29 protein-coding genes are annotated in these 22,726 nt (G+C 40.2%); 24 read left to right on the top strand and 5 right to left on the bottom strand.

All coding sequences use genetic code 11. The features are described 5' to 3' along the window. Window positions 1-849: a hypothetical protein gene (locus tag AB6D58_RS01575; protein WP_372156321.1), complete on the bottom strand. Its 849-nt coding sequence runs from the start codon at window positions 847-849 to the stop codon at window positions 1-3. Between the two features lie 173 nt (window positions 850-1,022). Between AB6D58_RS01575 and AB6D58_RS01570 the strand changes: the two genes are divergently transcribed. The 10 genes from AB6D58_RS01570 (at window position 1,023) to AB6D58_RS01525 (ending at window position 9,686) form a co-directional block, all read left to right on the top strand. After that, the gene (locus tag AB6D58_RS01570; protein WP_372156319.1) at window positions 1,023-1,460 is read left to right on the top strand and encodes a hypothetical protein; all 438 of its coding nucleotides are present in this window, start codon (window positions 1,023-1,025) and stop codon (window positions 1,458-1,460) included. Window positions 1,461-1,565: 105 nt separating this feature from the next. Beyond that, on the top strand, window positions 1,566-2,507 hold the full coding sequence (locus tag AB6D58_RS01565) for a hypothetical protein (RefSeq protein WP_372156317.1): 942 nt from the start codon (window positions 1,566-1,568) through the stop codon (window positions 2,505-2,507). A 645-nt stretch (window positions 2,508-3,152) separates the two neighbouring features. Further along, on the top strand, window positions 3,153-3,758 hold the full coding sequence (locus AB6D58_RS01560; RefSeq protein WP_372156315.1) for a hypothetical protein: 606 nt from the start codon (window positions 3,153-3,155) through the stop codon (window positions 3,756-3,758). Between the two features lie 444 nt (window positions 3,759-4,202). Next, window positions 4,203-4,895, top strand: coding sequence for a hypothetical protein (locus AB6D58_RS01555; RefSeq protein ID WP_372156313.1), 693 nt, complete (start codon window positions 4,203-4,205; stop codon window positions 4,893-4,895). 330 nt (window positions 4,896-5,225) lie between these two features. After that, window positions 5,226-5,870: a hypothetical protein gene (locus tag AB6D58_RS01550; RefSeq protein ID WP_372156311.1), complete on the top strand. Its 645-nt coding sequence runs from the start codon at window positions 5,226-5,228 to the stop codon at window positions 5,868-5,870. A gap of 84 nt (window positions 5,871-5,954) precedes the next feature. After that, window positions 5,955-6,431: a hypothetical protein gene (locus AB6D58_RS01545; RefSeq protein WP_372156309.1), complete on the top strand. Its 477-nt coding sequence runs from the start codon at window positions 5,955-5,957 to the stop codon at window positions 6,429-6,431. Beyond that, the gene (locus tag AB6D58_RS01540; protein ID WP_372156308.1) at window positions 6,428-6,895 is read left to right on the top strand and encodes a hypothetical protein; all 468 of its coding nucleotides are present in this window, start codon (window positions 6,428-6,430) and stop codon (window positions 6,893-6,895) included. Before AB6D58_RS01545 ends, AB6D58_RS01540 begins: the two co-directional genes overlap by 4 nt. 75 nt (window positions 6,896-6,970) lie before the next feature. Then, entirely contained in the window at window positions 6,971-7,399 is a 429-nt protein-coding gene (locus AB6D58_RS01535) for a hypothetical protein (protein ID WP_372156306.1), read from the top strand. Between the two features lie 81 nt (window positions 7,400-7,480). After that, a complete protein-coding gene (locus tag AB6D58_RS01530) occupies window positions 7,481-7,804 on the top strand; it encodes a hypothetical protein (RefSeq protein WP_372156304.1) in 324 nt (107 codons plus the stop codon). A 148-nt stretch (window positions 7,805-7,952) separates the two neighbouring features. Beyond that, complete coding sequence (locus AB6D58_RS01525; RefSeq protein ID WP_372156302.1) at window positions 7,953-9,686, top strand: hypothetical protein; 1,734 nt, start codon at window positions 7,953-7,955, stop codon at window positions 9,684-9,686. A gap of 226 nt (window positions 9,687-9,912) precedes the next feature. Here the strand turns inward: AB6D58_RS01525 and AB6D58_RS01520 are convergent, their stop codons facing one another. After that, window positions 9,913-10,395 (bottom strand): hypothetical protein, encoded by a 483-nt coding sequence (locus AB6D58_RS01520; protein WP_372156300.1) that lies wholly within the window; start codon window positions 10,393-10,395, stop codon window positions 9,913-9,915. A gap of 195 nt (window positions 10,396-10,590) precedes the next feature. On the opposite strand from AB6D58_RS01520, the gene AB6D58_RS01515 reads away from it, so the two are divergent. From AB6D58_RS01515 to AB6D58_RS01505, 3 genes are all read left to right on the top strand, one after another. Further along, the gene (locus AB6D58_RS01515; protein WP_372156298.1) at window positions 10,591-12,111 is read left to right on the top strand and encodes a UvrD-helicase domain-containing protein; all 1,521 of its coding nucleotides are present in this window, start codon (window positions 10,591-10,593) and stop codon (window positions 12,109-12,111) included. A 394-nt stretch (window positions 12,112-12,505) separates the two neighbouring features. Next, entirely contained in the window at window positions 12,506-12,922 is a 417-nt protein-coding gene (locus tag AB6D58_RS01510) for a TraR/DksA family transcriptional regulator (protein WP_372156296.1), read from the top strand. A gap of 81 nt (window positions 12,923-13,003) precedes the next feature. Further along, complete coding sequence (locus AB6D58_RS01505; protein ID WP_372156294.1) at window positions 13,004-13,483, top strand: DUF2726 domain-containing protein; 480 nt, start codon at window positions 13,004-13,006, stop codon at window positions 13,481-13,483. Between the two features lie 20 nt (window positions 13,484-13,503). Here the strand turns inward: AB6D58_RS01505 and AB6D58_RS01500 are convergent, their stop codons facing one another. From AB6D58_RS01500 to AB6D58_RS01490, 3 genes are all read right to left on the bottom strand, one after another. Further along, the gene (locus tag AB6D58_RS01500; protein WP_372156293.1) at window positions 13,504-13,947 is read right to left on the bottom strand and encodes a hypothetical protein; all 444 of its coding nucleotides are present in this window, start codon (window positions 13,945-13,947) and stop codon (window positions 13,504-13,506) included. 84 nt (window positions 13,948-14,031) lie between these two features. Further along, a complete protein-coding gene (locus AB6D58_RS01495) occupies window positions 14,032-14,244 on the bottom strand; it encodes a hypothetical protein (protein ID WP_372156291.1) in 213 nt (70 codons plus the stop codon). Further along, window positions 14,244-15,179 carry a S49 family peptidase gene (locus AB6D58_RS01490; protein ID WP_372156289.1) on the bottom strand — a complete coding sequence of 312 codons (936 nt, stop codon included), beginning with the start codon at window positions 15,177-15,179 and terminating at the stop codon, window positions 14,244-14,246. Before AB6D58_RS01490 ends, AB6D58_RS01495 begins: the two co-directional genes overlap by 1 nt. Before the next feature lie 249 nt (window positions 15,180-15,428). Between AB6D58_RS01490 and AB6D58_RS01485 the strand changes: the two genes are divergently transcribed. The 11 genes from AB6D58_RS01485 to AB6D58_RS01435 all read left to right on the top strand — a co-directional run bounded on the left by AB6D58_RS01485 (window position 15,429) and on the right by AB6D58_RS01435 (window position 22,720). Next, entirely contained in the window at window positions 15,429-15,896 is a 468-nt protein-coding gene (locus tag AB6D58_RS01485) for a hypothetical protein (protein WP_372156287.1), read from the top strand. A 186-nt stretch (window positions 15,897-16,082) separates the two neighbouring features. Then, on the top strand, window positions 16,083-16,370 hold the full coding sequence (locus tag AB6D58_RS01480) for an XRE family transcriptional regulator (RefSeq protein WP_372156285.1): 288 nt from the start codon (window positions 16,083-16,085) through the stop codon (window positions 16,368-16,370). Window positions 16,371-16,386: 16 nt separating this feature from the next. After that, window positions 16,387-17,913, top strand: coding sequence for an AAA family ATPase (locus tag AB6D58_RS01475; RefSeq protein WP_372156283.1), 1,527 nt, complete (start codon window positions 16,387-16,389; stop codon window positions 17,911-17,913). 18 nt (window positions 17,914-17,931) lie between these two features. Next, complete coding sequence (locus AB6D58_RS01470) at window positions 17,932-18,333, top strand: hypothetical protein (RefSeq protein WP_372156281.1); 402 nt, start codon at window positions 17,932-17,934, stop codon at window positions 18,331-18,333. Next, window positions 18,333-18,536 carry a hypothetical protein gene (locus AB6D58_RS01465; RefSeq protein WP_372156280.1) on the top strand — a complete coding sequence of 68 codons (204 nt, stop codon included), beginning with the start codon at window positions 18,333-18,335 and terminating at the stop codon, window positions 18,534-18,536. The genes AB6D58_RS01470 and AB6D58_RS01465 overlap by 1 nt, the downstream gene beginning before the upstream one ends. A 34-nt stretch (window positions 18,537-18,570) precedes the next feature. Then, the gene (locus tag AB6D58_RS01460; protein ID WP_372156279.1) at window positions 18,571-19,503 is read left to right on the top strand and encodes a hypothetical protein; all 933 of its coding nucleotides are present in this window, start codon (window positions 18,571-18,573) and stop codon (window positions 19,501-19,503) included. A gap of 4 nt (window positions 19,504-19,507) precedes the next feature. Then, window positions 19,508-19,849: a hypothetical protein gene (locus tag AB6D58_RS01455; protein WP_372156278.1), complete on the top strand. Its 342-nt coding sequence runs from the start codon at window positions 19,508-19,510 to the stop codon at window positions 19,847-19,849. A gap of 37 nt (window positions 19,850-19,886) precedes the next feature. Next, on the top strand, window positions 19,887-20,240 hold the full coding sequence (locus tag AB6D58_RS01450) for a hypothetical protein (RefSeq protein WP_372156276.1): 354 nt from the start codon (window positions 19,887-19,889) through the stop codon (window positions 20,238-20,240). Window positions 20,241-20,347: 107 nt separating this feature from the next. Next, the gene (locus tag AB6D58_RS01445; RefSeq protein ID WP_372156274.1) at window positions 20,348-21,523 is read left to right on the top strand and encodes a hypothetical protein; all 1,176 of its coding nucleotides are present in this window, start codon (window positions 20,348-20,350) and stop codon (window positions 21,521-21,523) included. A gap of 2 nt (window positions 21,524-21,525) precedes the next feature. Further along, entirely contained in the window at window positions 21,526-21,978 is a 453-nt protein-coding gene (locus AB6D58_RS01440; protein ID WP_372156273.1) for a hypothetical protein, read from the top strand. Further along, entirely contained in the window at window positions 21,962-22,720 is a 759-nt protein-coding gene (locus AB6D58_RS01435; protein WP_372156272.1) for a TIGR00266 family protein, read from the top strand. Before AB6D58_RS01440 ends, AB6D58_RS01435 begins: the two co-directional genes overlap by 17 nt. Window positions 22,721-22,726: the final 6 nt, after the last annotated feature.

Raw genomic sequence — 22,726 nt, 5'->3', positions numbered from 1 at the left:
TTATTTCATCTTAATAATCGCAGAACCCGCTGGTGCTAGCTCTACTGGTAGTCCTTTTTCACCTTTATGAAAGGTAATGTAACCATTTTTAAAACGGAAACCGGCTGAGACTGCATCGAGAAATGAAACTACACAAGCCATAGCTTGGCCAGCTGTATAATGGAGACGCCCAAGATGATTGTGCAAGCGTGGTTCGATGTCCACTTGAATGTTGTTATTTGAGAAGTCGATAACTACTCGCGAATTGGAATCTTGGAGACTAACTTTTTTATCCGAAAGGTTGTAACGCCACAGCAAGCGGTCATGCGCAAATTCAAAGAAATAAGGAACCTTTCTACCAAAAGAATGAAACACGATCCCTTCGATTGCGTGCTTGAATATCTTCGCGTCATCTACAGCGTTGTTAACAATGAACTGATCAATTAAAGCGTAATTCATCGTGTTAACTAGAGCGTTTGTTTTCTTGCTGTGGTTGTCGATTTTCTTTTGAAATACTTTTTCTTCCATCGGACGATACCCACAAGGCATCATCCCAAACTCGACCGGTGCTTCACGCTTACAAATGACTGTATCATCGACAGAAACTACAACATCAAAAGACTCATTGTTTTGTAAAACGACATCAATCACGAAGTCTTTGTAGGTATGCTTTGTTCCCATAGTGTCGCAATCAATAGGTGTTTGCTTTGCGGTTTTGTGGTCCCGGTTTAGCAAATATTGCTTAGCAACTTTCTCGCCTTTAGTAAGGCTTTTCTCGAACTTCATAAAGTCTGTGAAGTTATGGACGACGATATACGCAACAAGGTCAAAGTCTTCCTGCTGCATTTCTTCTTGGATGTAATCTGACATTCTCTATTACCTGAAAGTGTAGGTACGATATGGGGTTATTTGGCTATTGATAAGCTAAATATTGATTTTATGGTAGCATAATGTGGGAATGAGAGCAATGCAGGCTATGGCTCTCTGTAAGCATTTTGTTTAAAATACCAACTCTTCAAAAAAATTAACAAACCTAAGCGCAAATGAATAAAGTTTACTTAGACTTCATCATCGAAGATGAAGGGCACCCACTTGCTATTGACGATTCAATCTCATTCACGCACAACGTAGTAGGGGAGTCGTTGAGAATGCTCTTACTGCAACAGAACAGACCGACAACATACAATGAGGTACGAAAGGTATTAAATAGTCACGACTTGTTGAAAACATTGAGAACATCAGATCTAAGCACGCTCCCGCCGGTTTATAGGAACGTAATGAACGTTGTCTTAACTTACGACAATGAATACATACTTTTACTCTTTTCGGGCCCATATTTGTATGAACATATCGAAGTGAATAAGACTGATCATTGCGCCATCTCTCTTAAAGGCCTTGGAGTTGAATCATTCGAACCAGGAGACGACAAAATCTACATGACTTTGAGTAGTTACGACTCAGCAAAAAATTACCAACATTAAGCATGACCAACACATTGATATGATGGGAGTGGTGATTAATTAACCTGTACTTTATTTGTGCGACTGTTAATATGTACATATGTACAAACATACAGAGGGCGGGTAATGGCAGATTCATTTTCACCAGAAAAGGTCAGATATATACAATCAGCAATCCTAGAGATAGAAGCTATTCGTGCCGAGCTCAAACAAGCTCTCGAATCTGATAATGATCTAGTCGTTGAAGCATATAAGGTTGACCCAATCCATTATGCGCCCAAATTACCTAAGCACATTCCTATCGATAAAGCCTCGAAGGTAGAAGCTCTAAATAGCTATAACATACAACAGACAGACGTAGATGGTGAGCGGTCTCCACGCCGTACTTTCGGTTTAATAAAAGTTGGATTTCACACTTACGAACTAGTAAGCAAGATCGCTGAACGCCATAACGACAAAATTAAAGATCTGAAGGGATGGCTAAGTGAAAACTTCACAACCTCACATGCAAGAAGTGTTCATATACACGCGGCCTATCCTAACATCATCATCGCCACGCTTTACCGCTTTATCAAAATAGGTTACGAAACGTGTTATAGCATAGGTTATGACTGGAATAACAACCAGAGAAACCCGAAGGTAGTTGATGAAGAGGAAATGCGCCGGATTATAGAGAATTACGGCGATACATATGACACGAATGGTCATGTAGCTCTTACAGCTCAGGAATACGGAGAACAAGTGGTATCGACGATCGGCAAAGCACCTGCTGGTTACGAGTTCGTACTCATGAAAAACTCTAAGGTGCACCCTCAACAAATTTATTACCACCGCTCAACCGTAGAAGGTAAAAAGCCATACCGTGGCCGAGAGGGTACTTACAGAGAGACTCTAAAAGCAAACAACTGCCTCATTCTCCCACACAACCCGGCTATAACGCTAAAGCATGTAAAGCCGACTGATTACAACCATATCGACAAAACTGATGTGTCGTCGCATTATAAGCCTATCCGTGAGGCTGCTGGTATTTACATGCGGAAGAAAGTTCACAGCCCAAAGGAGACCTAGATGCAATCGCTTCACGGTACCCAAATTAAACACCACGGCAAACAGATTATTCAGTTTAGCGATATTCTAAATAAGGCAAAGCAACCTACGCTATCGGTTGAAATGACTACCGCTGAGAACCCTTGGCAATCGAATAATACGGTAAAAATGAGTCTAGTACCGGAAACGGAGTTATTAGATCTATGCTTGTTCCTCCACCCAAATGCAAAGTTGAACGTAAAGAGTCAATATCAAACGCAGAGGAAGCAGGTTAACCCAAAAGTTCTTACGATCCGGGTCAACAACTCGGAGTGCACTCAATTCTTTATCGGCCTAACCGATAATCGGGGTGAAAAAATAATGCTTCATAGGGTGTTTGGAGTAAAACAGATTTTAACGCTAAGGTTACACGCTTTTTCTCGTTTAGCTGCTCTATACAATTGCTCAGTCACTGACATCAAAAACATGCTTGAATCGTACTTATAGATTATATATTTGCATGACCTTGGCCGAGATGTACCAGAACTTAAACAGCTATGAAATCTGAAACATCGAGATGTATTGCCATAAATGCTGATCACCCTTAAACACATTTGGAGAGACTTAAAATTTTGATACAATGACTCTACTTTTGTATCAACACTCCCAAATCTAACGGTGATCATCTTGAGTTCAGCTAAAAACACTTCAACGTCTGGTAACTCTTTAAAAATGGAAGCGTCTATTGGCAAGTGGGGGAACAACCTTGCCCTTCGAATTAACAAGAGCCTAAAGGACGCATATCAACTTAATAAAGATGATCCATGCGAGATTCAAATGATGGATGACGGCATCTTCGTTCGTTTTCTTTCTGCAAAGAAGACTCAAACTCTCGATTTCTACGATGTTCGATACGGTGAAACAGTTGCTATAGAGCCAAATAAAATCACTCGTATATCCCTCAGCAACACAACAGACTTAGGAAGTGTACTTGTAATTCAATCGCGAGTAGCAAAGGTTAAGGTATCTCTTGATTGGTTCTTAAAGAAAGAAACAAATGAACTATTAACGAAACGCTATAGTATTCCTGCAGACGCGGCTATCAGCATTTGCCTTGAACAGTTATCGACTTTAAAAAAGCAAGCAGGGCGTAATGCTAGCTTGTTCAATGATTCAATAGATATGTGGGCCAAAGCAGAGATTAGTTGGTCTGAAGCTAAAGACCCTCTTAAAGATCCTGCTTTCCTTGAGAAGCTGACAATGATTCGAAGCCAGTTATCATTGAACGTCTAAATCGATCTTGAGGTTGTCATAACATAAGGTGTTTGATAACCTTAATTTCTAACATTTGAAGTTCTTACCGGATAGAACGCTCTACCTGATAGAGTACGACCTTAACAATTCCGCGTGGGCTTTACACATGTATCCAAATCTCATCACCTTGAGGGTACTTAGCTAAGCTTATTGCTTACCTAAATACCCTCGATCCGTTATCGCTTATCTTATTAAGCTTTAATGCTTTCGCATTAACATCTAATACTCTAAGTAGTGATTTTAGATTACATGCGATGTAGTTAGTGGTATTTAGTCTCTGGACTGTATCGCTAAAGTTCGCTACACGAAAGAAATGAACCAAAAGAAAAAAAATACTTAACACACCATTTGGGGTGAACTGCCCCATACGGTAGTTTTCCTTTTAGTGTGAATATCGCATTTATAAATAAAAGGAAAAATAATATGCAAAATTTAAATCAAAATACAAACGAAAACTTCATAACAACTTCAATAATCTTTCTTCTATCCTCATACTCTGGCGTCTACTTGCTTGCTCAGAGTGTTGGACTTAAACCGGAGATGTTTTTTGCACAAGTGGCTCTTGCGATTGCATTTGCAATTATTGTTTTGAAGAAAACTATCCAACATGGGAAAGCACATCAGTTTAGATATGCCTTAGTCTTTGTTGCGATAATCGTACCTTTTATCGGGTATGCTACTGCCATCCAAGATGGACGAAACTTTAACGATGCCGAAAACTGGTACATCGCTACAATTGGTTTCGTTTTACTAACTCTAAATATTGCTATTGCCGCAAAAGATCCAAAAGCTGATTGCAAAGGGCTAACAGGTTTACAATTCTATTTCGTGATTACTACGTTGATTTGTTCACTTGTAACTATTGTCACCTTCTTGTACATCAGCTTACCGCAGTTCAAGGTAATGTTAGATTTCTCAGGTTACGCATCATGGTTTAACTATGGTGGTGTCGTAATTGGTGTTCTAATTGGCTTTTTTGACCTATGCATGGCAATTTCAACTTGGAAGGAACAGAACAATAAAACAAACACCTTAATGGTCGTTTTTGCATTGATTTGTGTTCTTTATGCTTGGTTTACTTCACCGTTCGCTGGCTTATTCCAAGTCTTTATGTAATTAATAAATTGAGAGTAACATTGGTTACTCTCTTTTATTTTTATCAAGGATCTTTAGTTAAAGGACCGCTTTTAACTAAACACCCTCGAACCATTATATTCAAGCTCTAAAAGCTGATAATGCTTTTGCATTCAACCCCATTACGATGAAGTGATGTTCTCGTTGATGCGATATAGTTTCACTATGCCCACCAGCATATTGACCAGTTCTCTATACGAGTAAAATGAACTGACCAATTAACCAATCTAAAAAACCAACCTCATGCCCTAGAGGAATTACTGCCTTTGGGGAAGTAGCCTCTTGGGTTTTGATTTATAGGAGACTACACACATGAACTATCACTTAACCTGGTACAGCAGAGAAATCACTACTGGTACCAAGTATAACTATCTCTACTTTGCAGGCTTGGCCGGCACCATTTTACTTCCACTTGAACCATTATCGACTCTCATTGTGTTGTCTGTATTGTGCGTGATGTATACCGTTCGTTCGTACAAGACATACAAAGCTTGTGATGAATTAACTGCTCGTGAATCTAACGCTCTTATTGCACATAACGTAAGTAACCTAATGACATTCGTACTTTGTATGAGCGTCTTTTGCGTTAATTACGAGATTCAACAAGGGCATTTCGAGCTTAACTTAACTTCAATTACATTCTGTCTGACAGCTGTAGTTGCTTGTTTATTCGCTAATGCATCGATGAAAGCTGGTGGAGCACAATGGTCCCTCAATTCCTACAAAGCGCATGTGATCTTAGTTTGTGCTGCTAATGTGGTTTACGCATTAGACGCGTTTTTATATCTGACAAAGGCTTATTCGCCGATTGTTTTGGTTGCTGCTTTGGCATCTGGAGTTCTACTACTTCTAAAGGCTACTGGTAGAACTGATAAGATTTCAGATAAAAACGTTGATCTACTGTTTGCTTACTTAAACACTATGTTTATTACTGCGGCAGTGATCAGTTCTCACTAACCCCACATAATTTCTAACCCACAAGGGCAAACCAACCACTTGCCCTCTCGGGGTGAGTGGTTCTTTTTATAAGGAACTACGACTATGAACAACACTACTTTAAATACTATTCAACACTTATCAGCTGATGATCTAACTAACAAAACTCAACTTGTGGGTTTTAGAGGCGATTACAGCAGCTACCAAGACGCAGTAGAGTCAGCTGGTTTGCATGGAAGTGAGCGTTCTATCGAGGCTTTTACAAACTTCGATACAGACAAATCAGGTTTCTATGATGTTCTGCAGTCAATTCGTCTTGTTGAGAATATCACTGGCGTTGACGATTACATGGTCGGCCATGTGATAAAAACAACGACGCATGTTCTATATGTTTCATTAGACTTCATTGATGCCATGCTGGAACATTTTGGTGAAAGTTTGAAATTACTCGACATCTACAATTTAGCCATCGAGCATAACAAGTCTTCTAACTTCGCAGAGAAGTTCCTAGAAGGTGAAGTTCTTGATTTGAAGGGCTTTCACATTGGCTACACTTGTCGAGAATCTGGAGCTCAACTATGAACACTGAACGTAACCTAAGTTACGAAGTAACTCATACAAACTGCTATACAGATCTTCACCTTTACGGATTCGACAAGTCTCAATTTAAAACCTTTGCGGATGCTTATACATCTGGGGTTGATAAAGCATATTGGACGACTAACGAATCATTAGAGATGATGGACTTTACAGAGCGTCGTGACGGCCTTTGGGAAGTGCAAGATCTTGTATACACCTTAATCAATGCATGTGGTGGGAAAGAACCATCTACCGGACTTGTCTTCACTCGAACAAATAGTGATGAAGCTTATTTCGTTAGCTTGGATGTTGTTGTTGAGCTCGCTAACACATTTACTGACCTATTAACTTTTGACGCTGTGTATTCATTCTGTTGTCTCGCAGTAGATAACGCAGATATTGCGAAGAAGGTTCTCGATAATGAACACATCGAAGTATCTCGGTATATGAAAGCAAAGAACAACTAATCACATTTATTAAACCCAATCGGGATACTCACACCCGGTTGCGGTGGTGGTGTATCCCAAACTAGGAGCTGCACCTTGAAATTCCAAACTAAAAACTACAACCAACTATTAATCCAACAAAACGAAGGCTACCAACGTATCGTCGCTATCTGTCGATCAGGTACCAACGATGATGACGATCTATATGTTGCCGGAAAAATGCCTGGCTTCCCTACAATTGACCTTTTGGCCGAGAAGAAAGGTAAGCTAGTTGCGAAGCGACTATTAACTTCGTCAGAAGACATTAAGGACATGCCTACAACACGTTTATTTTTAAAGTTTGACCGACTTTACTTTCAAGTGTCGTTTGTAGGAGATGATCTTGAAGCAGGGGATAAGATGGCTTCTTCTCTACCTCGAGATAATGTTGGTTTTATGGATGAAACGGATTATGACCTGCAAGGTGCCGGTCTTATTTTCCAATTTTGGGCTTTTCGTGTCGATGCCATAGAAAAGTCATTTTAATAACCAAACACCTGTTAAGGGTTACTTCCTTAACGGAGTAGCCCTGTTTTTTTAACACCAAACCAAAACTAGGGGCTACCTATGAACGAACTAATGAAACTTATCCAATCTGCAGGCACACAAACGCCTGACGCTTTCTTGGCTTCACTAACCGGTGATTTTGAAACTACCGAATCAGCACCTCGCAAAACCACAATAGGTATGCTTGAGTTCATTGACTACACAATCAAAAAGATTGCTGCAGAATATGATAATAGTGACTATCCAGACTGGCGTGATAGAGAACAGTTCTTAGCTCGAATGCGTAATCGAACCCGCCGTTTGTTTAATCAAACTTATGGCCGAAACGAAGAACGCGACCTTGAAGTGCGAACTTACATACGTAAAGTTGTTGCTTCAATCTAATACCTTCAACCACTCTGATCGCTTATGCGATCGAGTGGTTTTTGTGTATCTGGGGGTTAGAAAATGCTGATCGTTTTCTTGTGAAGAGTAGGTTGGTAGGGAAACTAGATACAATGGGTACATCCCCAAGAGATAGGTCAGTAAAATCATGGATTTCAATAAACCTACAGTCGTTATCTGTTGTTCAGAGCACAAACTTAGTTTTGCAAGATCATTAGACATCTACAAGGAAGGATTGGCACAGCAGGTGCGTTCACACGCTTTACGTTGTGGTTATGGTGATGCGCTTGATATGTTGAACGTTGTAATCCTATCTGCTTACTACGGCTTCTGTGAGGGCTTTGAAATGCTATCCGAGTACAACGTTAAAATGACAGACCATGATAGCGTTGACAGTTTCATTAACTCAAACTCTGGGGAGTCTGGAGTTTCTATTACTGAAACAGCCGAAATATTCAATAACTTAAATCCTGATCTACCTCTATATGTTTGTCTGCCGAACGAGTACCTTTCTGCTTGGGACCGAATGGTTGATTTGAACATCATCAAGAGCAACAAGCTACCTCACCAGACATACATCTCACGTGGGCATGTTGGCATTCTACAATTGAAGTCGCGATTGAAAATGGCTCTTAATACCATTTTTGAAGAAACTACCTCTCCATTATTTTTTCGCTCTGGTGTGGCAAGCATGCCTGAACTTGGATATTTAGACGCAGGGGAAGCTATTGGTACTTCACTAGCACACTGTAACGTTTATAAATCCGTAAAGTTAAAGAATGAAATCCTTGAGGGGGCAAAAACAACAAAGGTCTTTTGGGATAATGGACTAATTACGATGCATAACCAAGGGAAAGAAATCGATACTGATTGGGTCTTCGAGCAATATTCCCAACTAATGCAAGAAGCCGGTCTTCAAGCGGCGAAAAACATCAGTGTAGTGATCCCAGATGCCCCATTTAGCGAGTCGAATGCGCTTAACATTATTGCGCGACACAAAGAAGAAATCATTAAACTGACAAATCAGTGCGATGTTATTTTGCCGGTGCACAAGTATGACGATCCTGCAGCTTTCGCATATAAAGCACTACAGACATTAGACTTTCCTGAAAATATTCGTCTTGGTGTGCCATGCCTTGAAAAGACTGGTCTTGATCTGATGCTACCTCATGAGACAATTGAATCTCTGTTTAATGCAAAGCGCAGCGTTCCATCACCGACCGCAAAGAACCCAGACAAAATAAAGAAAGTGCCTCTATTCAGCTCGGTTCATTACTTTGGATTAAGTGATGCAACGGCGCCATCGAAGATAAAGCCTCGTTTACAGCTTGCAGAGATGTATTTTGGTTTAAATACTAACTCCGTTACTTTAGATGCTTGTCGTACTACAGCTCTGTTTGGTCGCGGGAGAAAAGGGTCATTGCTTCAAAATGAGTTGATAAAAGAATCAGATAAAAACGTAATTAAGGTTGTCGATTATCACCATGAGGTTCAGTACGATACTGGCGCTGAAATATGGATGGAGGACTTCTGGGCCTTACTGGACGATGAAGATAATACTGAGAGCATCAATGCTTGGTATGAGATCGTAAATCACCTTTATGACGACAGCACATATTTCACATCTTCTATTGCGTTTGATGAACATGATTTAGAAGGTTCTATTGAGAGAGCTTGGGCTATTTTCGCTGAACCTCTTGCTGATCGCGACTTATTCGAAAGGTGGCGAGCGATGAACCTTGCTAGTTTTAAATACGCAAAAGAGATTAACTTAAAGCTCACGCCAGTTCAGGCAAGGCGTTTAGCCATTTGTAAGATTTTCACAGATCTGAAGAACGGCCAATCAAACGAAAGTTCATTTGGTATGGATATCGCCGCTTAACACAAAGATATAGTTACAAGTGGGCGAAAAGTATGAGTGCGACAACGCCCTTACTAGCTCAAATTATATCGAGCTGAGAAGAAAAATTTAAAGAACTTCGATTTCAGATCTAGTACAGTCAACTATGGGTTAATGAACGATTAACATAGTCACAAACCACAATAGAAACTTTGTCAGTGGCCACATCTCGTTGAGTGGCCATGAACTTTGTGCACTGGGTACGGACTTACTTAATCATCCTAGAGTAAAGACCAACGTGGTTACTCACGCCATCCTGATTCAGAGTAGGGAATGGTTGTTTCTGGTCTATCTTCAGCGGCAAAGAGTGAATACGGTAATTTGAGGTAATAGGTAAAGCCTGATCGTCATACCCATCAACAAATGTAAGGTCGAAAGTAGCTTCAATTCTATCGCCTCCTAACTCTTCTCTAAGTATGACAACACTATTACAGCGACTTTCAACTTCCTTACCACAGTTATCAAACTGAGCTTTGAATGGCAGCTTGTCGTACTCCACAACCAAATCAAAATCACCTTGATAGAAATTTGAGTTCGAGTGAAGGAATACAAATGCGCCAATAGGGTTTTTTACTTGGATTGAATGAGAACCTGCGTTTGGTAGTGGTGGTATTTCTACGGGTTTTTCCGCACAACCAATTAGAAATAACGCAGACAACGCACCACCAAGCATACTAAGCTTGTAATTCATTGATATACCTTTAATAAATTGTAGATCTCAGCTATATAGCAAAAAGATTTCTGATAGGATAGAAATCAAATTATTGCATACCTTTAGCCCCAAAACCATTATCAAAATTAAATCCTGATCACTCTGGCACCCAGAAAAGAAGGATATAGATAATTGGTACAATGGGCTTAATCTTTCTACAGTAATAAACACTCAATGAAACCTACACCTGAACAACATGGCGTAAAGGAAGCAGCGTGCGCAAAGAAAAATCTAATCGTACGAAGCTTTGCCGGAACTGGCAAAACTACGACGACTCAATATGTAATTGAGAACATTTGCTCATCTAACACCCCTGTTCTATACCTAACCTTTGCTGTATCGAACGTGGAAGAAGCCAAACAAAAGATGGGACATATTGAAGGGTTGAAGATCACCAATATTCACAAACTCGCTTTTGAAACAGTTGGCTGCTTGTATGCCAACAAACTAGGTGACATGAGCGTTCGTGATTACAAGAATCTGCTGAAGTCCACAACTTATGACGTACCTATGACAGTTAAAAAAGCAATAACAGCTTTTATTAACTCCACTGATAAAACTTTGCAAAAGAAGCATGTTCCAACAGTAAAGACATACAACTACAAGCAAATAGGTCTTAATCCAAAAGTAGTTGAACTTTCATTTAAGTTCGCCAAACAGATTTGGGATAGAATGGTCGATCCCTCAGATAACCTAGTAAAAATGCCTCACGATGGGTATTTGAAACTTTACTGCCTACGTAAAGAAACTATCGACGAGTGGAAAGAGTACAGCACAGTCATTGTAGATGAAGCCCAAGACCAAAACGTAATCGTTTTAGATGTGGAAGAACGTTTTATTGCAGCTCAAGGCCATCTACTTAAAGTAGGAGATGACCACCAAAATTTATATCGCTTTAGAGGCTGCAGCAATGGAATGGAAACCTTTGTTAATGATGATCGTTTTGAAGTGCACCAGTTAACTCAATCTTTCCGGTTCGGCCCAAGAATAGCGGAACTATCAAAAGCGGTACTTAAGGTTAAGGGATCTTATGCTGAACTAAAAGGTACAGATACCCTAGATACACATATCAGACCACCAGGGTATAAAATTGAGGGTCAACGAGTTGTATTACATAGAACAGCCGCAGGGGTACTTAGAACTTCATTAAACCTGTATCAACGACAAATCCCTTTCATTGTTGTTGGTGGCCTAGCAAAATACTTCACTAAAGAATTGGCTTGGTTTGAGAAGATAAAGAAAGGTGATACCAAAGGCATTCCGAAGAATTTCTTGGCCACTTACCCTACTTGGAAAGCCGTAGTCAATGTTGAAGAGAAAACTAAAGACCCAGAACTTACTCGTGTTATAAAGATCATCAAACTGGCTGAAACGTTAAAATTGGGTAACCTGTACAATACGATAAACCATATTGATGAAATATCTATAGGTGTCACTAATCCAACTGCTATTTTGAGTACCATTCATAAGTTCAAAGGGTTAGAGCACGATAATACTGTATTAAGTGACGATTTTCTCGAGTTCTCTAAGCTACAAAAGTTAACCGGGGATAAACTAGAAGATGAAATCAACGCGCTGTATGTTGCGGTTACACGTGCAATGAAGAACCTTGTGGCTAACAGCCTGCTTACTGAAATTCTAAAGAGGGCAGGAAAAATCAACTTGATGACTGGCTCATCTAGTCCATACGCATAAGGAGTTAACTGTTGAAACAAACAAGCAGCCTAACAATAAGCGAGGTAACTGGAATCATTAGCGCCTGTCAAACACATGCAAAACAGTTTGGTGTATTGCCGCTTACCGTTACATGTGATTTTCAGGTGTATAACCGTTATGACATTGATGAAGCTATTAATGCAAATGTTTCGTTTCTTAGACCGAGCACTCATTATAATTTGATCAAAGTTATAGCTTCCTCATAGTGTGACTGTCCAAGCAAAGCAATCAAGCATGACTAGACAAATGGAAAGTTTTGAGTATGCTATTTTAGTCAAAATTGCTGCTACCCTGAGCGGCCACTCTATCAATTCAAATTAAACAGCACTTCCTCTACAGGAAAGAACCAGGACGCTACAGTACGGAATACGTTATGATTTGCACAACATTTTTAGAACCGAGCAAGAAAGCAACAAAGAAACAACTCCCAAAGGCTGAACTTGAAAAATCTTTACATTCTATGCTTCAGGCGACAAATGACCAACTCGAAGAAAAACGAATTGAGCTCATTAACGTAAAAGAGAACATTGCTGGCACAGCCGACGCTGTAGATGTCTCAGATATGCATGGACTTCAGACCAGCATACAAAACGACATTGAGCGATTAAGTACAGATAGCAAATCTATAAAAGCAAGCATCGAGTTGAGCAAAACTGGTGATTATGGTTACTGTGAAGGTTGCGGTATTGAGATTGAGATTGAACGACTAAACGCTTACCCAACGGCTGACAAGTGTGTGGATTGTAAAAGCTTAGAAGAAATGAAGCTAAAGCAGCACCGTTGTCACTAAGTGCACGATTTTAATGCATCAATATATAGGCTTCATGACTAAGTTCATGGAGCCTTTTTATGAAAAAGTCATAGGAAAACAATGTTAGATAACATTCCATTCATCATTTGCGTTGCGGCCATCATCTACTTCCTTATAAGCCAATCTAAAGGTCAGAAGAAGAGGGGGAAGATCAGTGGGGACTTCAAAAGCTGCCAACAATTGAACTCAAAAACTGAACAGATTTTTAAGCATACACTTAAGAAGAATTTACCAAACAAGTGGGAACTGCACTGCAAAGTTAGATTGGCCGACCTATGCAAACCAAAAGATCCGAAGAACTTTACGTCTTTGAACAAGGTTACGTCGAAACATGTTGATTACGTGGTGGTGGAGGCGTATTCCTCGAACATCCTGTTTGCTATCGAATTAGATGATTCAAGCCACAATACAAAGAAAGCTAAGGCACAGGACAAAGAAAAGGACTACGCTCTTGATAGCGCCGGGATAGAGCTCTATCGAGTCAAGCCTGGTGATAATTATCATGATGCCGTAGAAAAGATCATAGCGAAACACAGCTAAGCCTTAGCTCTAATTGATGCTTACTCTTCGGTATTTATGGTTTCAAGATACACAGCTTTGTTGAAACCTACCATAATCACAGAGTCGCAAACTGGTAAAGCGAGTGCTCTTTGGTAATGAACACCTCGATTTAGTTTGATTGAGTTTGCCCATTTTCGGTTCAGCTTTCTATCAGCCGACGCACACTTGAGCTTGTCCATGTTGGCAAATTTCATGCCTTCAGGACAAGCAAACAAAGAACCGCGCTCGCCCAATGCAAATGCTTTGTCCTTACCGGTATAAACCTCAACAACATTTTCACCTAACTCAAGTTTAAAATTATATGCATTAAATCTCAATTCAGCACACGCATATGGATTATACCCTCTGTAGTTTGAGGAAGGTACATAGGCGGATAAAGCATTGGTAGACACAAATGCAGATACAAGGGCAAGACTAGTTAAAATCGGGGTAAATAATTTCACGGAATACTCACATACGAAATGAATGGAAAATCATTGATTTGCACCTCTTTAGATACAGAGCCTTGTCAAAGTTGGTACCAAGCTTTAGAGGCGTTGGCTTTGACCATCTTCACCAAGGCCAATCCTATGATCCAAACCAACCTCAATCTCTGTTAAAACCGAACCGCGGAATTCAGAAAAGTGAGCATTTATGGCATTAAATCTCTCTTGAGTGCAGCTATAATTGTTGTGGGCAGAAACGCCAGATGAAAAAAAAGCCGTAATCAATACGGCTTTCAAAGTAGTGTATGATTTCATTACTTTAACTCGTACTTAATGATATTTGAATGCGTTGAGATAACATCCATTATAGTAGCATTAAGTGAGACTGAAAGCATCTCGGTCAAGGAGCGTTTTTGACTATTGTAATACACAAAGCTGCTAGTATCGTAGTCTGACTCTAATGTTTTACGGATCTCATAGTTCGTCTTAATGTCATCTACCATACCTAGTTCCTTGGCGTGATCACCTGTCCACATTAAACCTGTAAAAACTCGTGGGTCATCCACTAACTTTCCTTTTCGCCCAACCTCAAGTACACCTTTGAATTGCTCGTAAATCGGTGTGAGTAGTTCTTGGCGAATATGTTCCTCTACTTTTTCATCAGGCGCTGTAAAAGGGTCTAAGAACACTTTATGATCACCAAGAGAATATGTTCGCTTTTGGATCTCAAACTTTTCTAGAACCTTACTGACATCCCAAGTTTCAAGCTTCACCCCGACACTGCCAATTAGTGAAGAACGGTGAGCATAAAGTGGTACGTTAGGGTTAGAAGCCAAAGCAAAAAGACAGGCTGAAGCACATAAGTCACCAACACTTACAATTACAGGCTTCTCACTAACAAGCTCGCTCAAAGCAGATACCATTATCTCTGCTTGTGTCGGACTGCCACCGGGCGAATTTGCTTCAATCAAAACTGCCTTTACATTAGGGTTTGCTATGACAGAATCTATGGTTTCACCAAATTTAATTCCATCACCAAAGCGGGAACCCGACGTAATTTCACCTTTAATTTCGATAACCGCAATATGGCTTTTGTCTTTACCAGAATTATCGGCAAAAGCAAATAGGTAGGTCTGCCAGCTTACTAATCCCAGAAACAGGCCCTGAACTATTGTTTTCAAGTAGCCCATTCTCGTATTCCTCTTCAATTCCTTTGTATTACTGGCTACCAGTAAATCCTTGTCGGCCATATAGAACTCCTTGATGTCATTAACATTATCTTACAGTTATAACACATCAAAAATTAATATGAGTGAAATTACTTCAAACGTAGCGATAATTTAGGTTTATCGCTATAGCAGCCATCATAGGACAAACAAAAGGATTGAACCTAATGATAAATTTAACTGAAGCAATACTTAACAGGTTGACATCCTGAACCTTGTTCACCCCGTGAACAGGGAAACAGATAGCGTAGAGAAAACAGAAGATGTAAAATAATGAAATTAATCAAAGTAGACATTCACATGAATAAAAGTAGCTTCTTCAAATATATTGCATTAGGACCTGTCACAGCGGTAGCGTACTTCTATGAAATGATCTACATGCCTAAGATCGCTGCCTTTCTTTACCGGTTCGCTTGCAAATACGATTATCCACCAGCTCTATTTCGTTACATGCAACTGGAAATGTATGGAGAACATCCAAAGCCAATTCCGGCACGCGAAGTAGTTATGCTGCACCAAAGGGCTCTTTCTAGCGGTTATAATGAATCTATTAAGTTTCAGGCGTTTATCGATGAGTCGTTAGAGCCGTTAAACTGCACGTTTGAGAGTTTCATCGAGTCGCAACGAGCTCTTGGTCAAGTTACAACAAAGCTATTATCTCCATATGGTCTTGTTATCAAGGTGACGGTTCATTTAGCTATTGTTTTCTTAATCTACCGTTTGTTTGTCGTAATTTCTTAAACCTCAAGTACCAATTTATACAGCCATAAAAGCAGCTCCCGACGGGAGCTTTTTCATTTATAAGTCTGATCACCATCACTTTTTCGAATTGACTTATATCGATTTCGATATAACATGCTTATATCAAAACCGATATAAGTCATTTTGATACCCCTCTAACTGCAACGAACCGCAGACTAAAATTTTATGAAAGATATAGATGGCGAAAGCTGTCCAAGTCATTTCACGATCCGTAAGATCTTGGCATGTCGTATTCGTCAAGATATAGAAGAACGTGGATGGGGACAGAAGGAAGCCGCAAAGCACTTGAAAACGACTCAAGCTAGGATTAGCCATATTATTAATATGCGCGTCGAAGAATTAGCAGAAAAGTCGTTGTTACAGATGCTTGAGTTACTTGGCCATTCAATTGACCCAAAATTGGTCGTAGAGAATGGTACTGAGTTTATTCAAGTGAACATTTACAAAAAATAAGTACGGACGTCTACCTATGGTAAACAACAACGACCAAGACTTTAACAGTCGAATCGTTACACCTTTGCGACTATCGTTCCCAGTTATCGCATTGAATACATTTGAATATTCTAGAGCTGCAGAAGTGATGCTCAAAGCCTCGCACCAAGCCAGTAAGCATTTCTGTAAAATGGACTTTAAAGAAAAACCCTCACCTGGCTTCTTCAAGAGCTTGGTTAGCAGCTCTGAATCCGACGCTAAAGACCAAGCAGCAAAAGCTAAAAGTAAGGAAGAAAAGAAAGCCATTCAAAACAGGAAAGGGGTAGTTATATTCGATCAATACTATCACGAACGATTGAAAGCCATGCCTGACTCTGCAGCAGCTCTAAGAGCTTCGCTGGATCAACTAGAAGTCCTCGGTATCAACTATGTCATCGCTTCTAAAGATCCTATTAATGAAGAGTTTGCCTACAACGTAACCCTTCCAACAATGAACACCGAAGAAATATCTAAGGTTCTGGATGATGCTGAATTGTCTCTGGCTCAAGGAAGTTTGTTTTCCAAGCAAGAACGCTCGCTTTTGATTAGTACCGCTCGCGGAATTAGTCACACACAACTAAAAAACGTATTCACATTAAGCGCTTACTGTAAATACAAAAAACAAGATTACATGAAAGAAGTAATGGCTGCTAAAGCGCACATATTGCGAGATGTTGGTCTTGATATCATGGAACCATTGCCTATCGAAGATGTTGGCGGATTAGAAAACCTGAAAGAGTTCCTACAAGTTCGCAAAGCCGGTTGGGATGATGGTTTACCAGTAAAAGGTATTTTACTTGCTGGTGTACCTGGTGGTGGTAAAAGTTTGTGCGCTAAAGCCGCAGCAAACATCTTTGGGACATCATTAATACGTCTCGATATGTCGAAGTTCTATACCAAGATGCTTGGTGATACTGAACTCCTATTCAGGCGAGCATTAAATACCATTGACGAAATTGCTCCCGCTGTTGTGTTAATTGATGAAATCGAAAAAATGGTGTCATCTGGCAGCAATGGAGACCACGAGGTTAGTAAACGACTATTGGGTTCATTCCTGTTTTGGTTGCAAGAGCGAAAATCACAAGTATTTGTAGTGGCAACCGCGAACCGTATTAAGTCGTTACCTGTTGAACTTATGCGTGCTGGGCGATGGGATAGAACATTCTTTATCGATATCCCTAATATTCAAGAGCGATCTCGCATCTTCGAAATCCACTTGATGAAAATGAGCATCAGTCCTTCGTGCTTAAATATCGAAGACTTAGTACACCTGACCGAAGGGTATACAGGCGCGGAGATCGAGCAAGTAATTGTCGATTCAAAATACTTGGCACATGCTCGAGATTCAGAAGTCACTCAGGAGTTCTTATTGCAAGCAATTCAAGATGTAACTCCAACATCCAAAGTACGGGCAGATGACATTGCAGATATTCTAGCTCTCAAAGATGATGGATTTTACCCGGCAAGTAAATCAGACCAAGATACACCAAGTGAAACGCAAGTCGGACGTATAATATCAATCTAACAACAAGGTATCAGTTTTATGAGTCATATAGTTCAAGGTAAGTTAAATGTGCAATACACCAGTAGAGAGTTGCTTATCGAAGCCTTAGCTCATCATGGGAACGTCTTAAGCAATGACACTCTATTCATCGACAATGGTACGCGATTGGTAAAAGACGGAAAAACCTACGATATCGTCCTTGCTAGTGACACTAACAGCATGCACCGAATTGGCTACAAAGAAAGTGCCGGTATGTTCAAACAATACCAAGAGAACTACGGAGAAATTGGTCGCTGGACTTCCAAGGTTAGCCAAAGCATTCAGGATCTATATGTAGCGCTAGAGTATCGGAACAACCTTCAAAATGAAGGTTATGAGGTATCTGTCGCCCCAATTACATCTGGTGGTTTTGAAATTGTTGCTCAAGAGGAAAGCTATTAATGAAAAAGGTCGTAATTAAAATCAACAAAGGCAAAGTAAACGCAGATTACACAGGTTTTTATGGCGAAGAGTGCAAACAACTAGAAACCCGCGTAAAGCCTGAATCAGTAGAAGTTTCACATGTAGAAAACAAACCTGAAATTCAGATGGAAGTCCTAGCTGATCAGCAAGGTATGAACAACACAGAAACTGAACATTTCTAAATATGGAAGGGCTCGGTTCGGGTCCAATTAAACAATGGTAAAAGAATTTTTCTGTGGCCTCCTGTTTGTTTGTGGAGTGGTTGCGGTCCTGGTTCCCGAAGCTCGAGAATCAGATTCGGGAATTGTCGTTGCGGAAAATCTTGATGATTTTCTGACAAAAAACAACACACTAACACCTAAAACAATAGGTCAAACGGCCACTCAAATTGAGATGGCTGCTGTTGGGCAGGCCATTACTGATCAACTTGATACTCCAAATGCCAGTGACATGACCATTTGGTATGAAGGTGAACCTTACAAAGATGGAGATGCGATTCCAGACATAATCGAAATAAACACGAAACGAGAAATTGTCGAGCCAGAAGTAGACACACCGCATAATGATTTTGACCGTAATGAAACAGAAGCTTTAACAGACGAAAAGACTTATACAAGCTTTGAAATCTACATCGCAAGAATCATTTTGATGGTGATTGCTGGGGCCGGCGTTTGGATGGTTACTCGATTCCTCCTAAGTGCTGCTCATGGTTTGATATCAGACGCAACACAAATAACAATAACGCAGATTGTTATTACGGTTACAGTAGTCGGGCCTCTATGTTTTTACTTTGACACTTTATGGATATTTACTGGCTGGTCGCTATTGTTAATCGGTCGCATTACCAATACTCATATCTTAGGTCCGAGGCCGGGGTCAATCACAACAAGACCTTTAGATATGCTGAGAGATGAAACCGTAATAAGAAATAGTTATAGGGCTAGCGGGCAATCGTCATCTCAAGTTATCGACACAATGCGTCGATCATCACTAGAACCTGAAGGGCCTAGAGAAACAACTTTTGCAGCAAGTAGTTCTAATACACCTAGAAGAAATATAACTGCCTCTCAGCAATCAGATGCCGGTCCAAAAACAAGTAGAATGGTAACGGCCGCTGAGAAGCAACATCGAAAGATAAATTTGGATTAAAATTATGAATAAATGGAACGCTGCTATCTTAATTACAGCTATTATACCAACTGTTGCATTGGCTGGTTCGGCTGATGTTTCAAGCTTTAGTGTTCTCTCAGAATCCCTAATTGACGATATGTTGCCAACTCTCAAAACATTGGGGTTTGCGATGTTCATTATATCTTTTCCTGTAGCAATTGTTTCAAATAGATTAAGTACAATTTTTATGGCTTTTCCGTTCATTTTCGTACCTAACATTCTGGAACTATTATTGGGCCGAGACAGCGTTTTTCATGAGAAACCAGTAAGTTCTATTGATGGTGACCACGACCTTTCAGACAAACTTAGTTCGAAGACTCAATGAATGCCAATTTAAAGAACTTAAACTGAAGACGCACGATATGACCAAAAGATTTGTAATTAAATCAGGAACCATAACTGGTTTTGCTGATGACATGGAAAAACTCAACCCCAATGTCGAATCATTTAAGCAAAAGCGTGTTTCCGTTATATTGCCCGTCAATCCACTTCTAAGAGTGGTGTTTAAAAAGGTTAGGGCACATGTGTCAGATTCATCGTGGGTAGCTTCAGCGAGCCGCCTGATGCCCTGTAAGTGGGTGGCGGTTATCGATGGACTTGAGCATGGCCCCTTTAGTTCGCGGTTAAAAGCTATTGAGTTTGAAAAAGATCATATATATAGCCAAGGCAAATTGAACATGGATATCGACGATATAGGTGAGGTATCACATGTTTGATTCTAATTTGCACATCAAGAAACACACTTCGAACAGTGAATACTGACTAATATGCACGATCCAGTTATCAATAACTCAACTTTTAATACACGAATTGTTAATGCCGAATGATGTACGAATCAAACATAGATTTAATCAACCAACTGCTTGCAGGCGCAAGCTTACTTAAGTGGCTAACATTTGCTGCATTTCTATTGCATGTGAAAGTTAGATTGAAAGACGGTATTTCTGGTAACCAAAGAGAACTAAAGGTAACTACCTTCGGCACGTGCGTTGGCTGGCTAGGAGTCATTGCTATATTGAGCATGTACCCAAGATATCTACTACATAAAGAAATGACACTGCTAGACATTCTCAATCCGTTTGTAGATTTAAACTCGGTGTACTCCGCAAGCATTGAATTACCGACAAGGGAAGAACTCATTGGCAACGCAGCCGATAGTTTTACTCTGCTTTCAGATTTTACTGAACCTACAATGATTATGTTCACGACTTTCATCCTGTTTTATGCTTTGGGCTTTTGTTTATCCATTCTGGGAGACTGGCGCAAAGTTCGAAACAGCTCTCGTGGTGGCAATAAATTTGACCAACCTAATTATCAAATCAACAACGCTAGAATGGTAATTATGGGATTTAGCGGTCCATTGATCTGCTTAATAGTATCCATGTTAATGAACCAACCTATTCTGTTAGTGATCTCAGGTATTTTGTATGTAAAATCCTCTAGTACGTATTCGAACACGTGCCTGCGCTTGCTAGATGAACATTTACATCAAACCCCATTCAAAACAGGACACTTAGAATTTAATGGTGTCCCAATGTCTTTCATTCTAGACCTTAGTTCATACGGTTCAACTCACGATGAAATCACCATAACGACGCCTAGAAAATATAGAGTTTTAGTTCAAAGGTGTTTGAGTTGTAGAACGAATAGAGGAATCTACGGTTGGCCAAGGTTCAGATATGTTGATGGCGAATACCTTAGTATAGGGGAGCCTGTCACCGAAGAGATCTACCAGAGATTGAGCAATCAAAGTCCAGATAGCCGGGTAAGTACCACAATCTCAACCGATGTAAGCGATGAACAACGAATTTCTCACAGACTCATCGAGAGGCCGCCACACCTGACGGTACCGGAACCGCGCGATAATTCAACGATTACATTGCTCAATGATTTAGAAGGTCCAGAAGATCGCACAACGGATATCGATATCCAATCAAAACCAAGCGTTTTAGAAATGGACGCTCAGCCTAAAAGAAGAATGATTAACATAGAGGACTAACATTGAAAAAGTACATACAACTCGCGCTTCCTACGCTTGCAATACTGAGTGGTTGTACGAGTTTGCAAGAAAAAGAGCAAAAGGAATTTGAAGAGACAATGGCACGAATGAATCAAGTGTGCACGTCTTGTTCGACAGTATATACCGACATCGTTAAGTTGAAAGTTGACCAATGTGAAATTACTCCAATGGTCGCATTCAACGAAAGCAAAGAATCACCAGTAGTTCTCTCAATGTTAGGTCTCTACAGCATGAACCCGATAGGTTACAAAGCCTATCTTTTGGCCTCAGAAAGAACCATTAATTGCTCTAATGAACAAAAATGGGCTGATGATATAAGTGATTTTCTCTCAACGAAGGTTTTCAAAGATTACTATCTGGAACTAATGAAAGAAGAACACCTCACGAATTACGATACTGAAGATAAGGAACAGTTACATGAACAAACGTTGTGATGAACTAGACGCACACATTCTTGGCTCAGACATGCAACTCGTAGAGATAGAGCTTGATCACGGAGAGGTAGTCATAGCCGAGGCGGGTACCATGATCTACATGGAGAATGGCGTTATTATGGAAGCCAAAATGGGTGACGGCTCAGACGATGATTCAGGTATCTTTGGGAAAATGTTCAGTGCGGGTAAAAGAGCTCTAACGGGAGAATCCATTTTTCTCACTCACTTCACTAACACTGGTCATGGTAAACGAAAGGTAGCGTTCTCATCCTCGAACCCAGGCAAAGCCATCAAGTTAGAATTGGATAAGATAGGCGGGAAGGTCATTTGTCAAAAAGATGCTTTTTTATGCGCGTCTAAAGGAACTAAGATTGGAATTGAGTTCAACACTAAACTGGGCTCAGGCTTCTTCGGTGGCGAAGGCTTTATAATGCAATCCATCGAGGGAGATGATTTAGCTATCCTGCAGGCGGGTGGATTCATACAAGAAAAATCAATTAATCGAGGGGATAAACTTAGCGTCGATACCGGTTGTGTCGTAGCTTTTACTTCAGGCATCGACATGAACATTGAAAAAGCAGGAAGCGGCCTTAAGAGTATGCTATTTGGGGGGGAAGGTATTTTCCTTTCAACATTGGAGGGTGAGGGGACTGTTTGGATTCAAAGTCTGCCTTTCTCTCGAATGGCAGATAAGATAATTAGTCGCGTACCAACAACGAAAGGCGTTGAAATCGAGAACTAATCCAAG

Source organism: Vibrio sp. 10N.239.312.D08 (assembly GCF_041466145.1).
GTDB classification, from domain to species: domain Bacteria; phylum Pseudomonadota; class Gammaproteobacteria; order Enterobacterales; family Vibrionaceae; genus Vibrio; species Vibrio crassostreae_C.
Note: the sequence above shows the minus strand (reverse complement) of the source record. Positions and strands in the feature narration are given on the sequence as shown.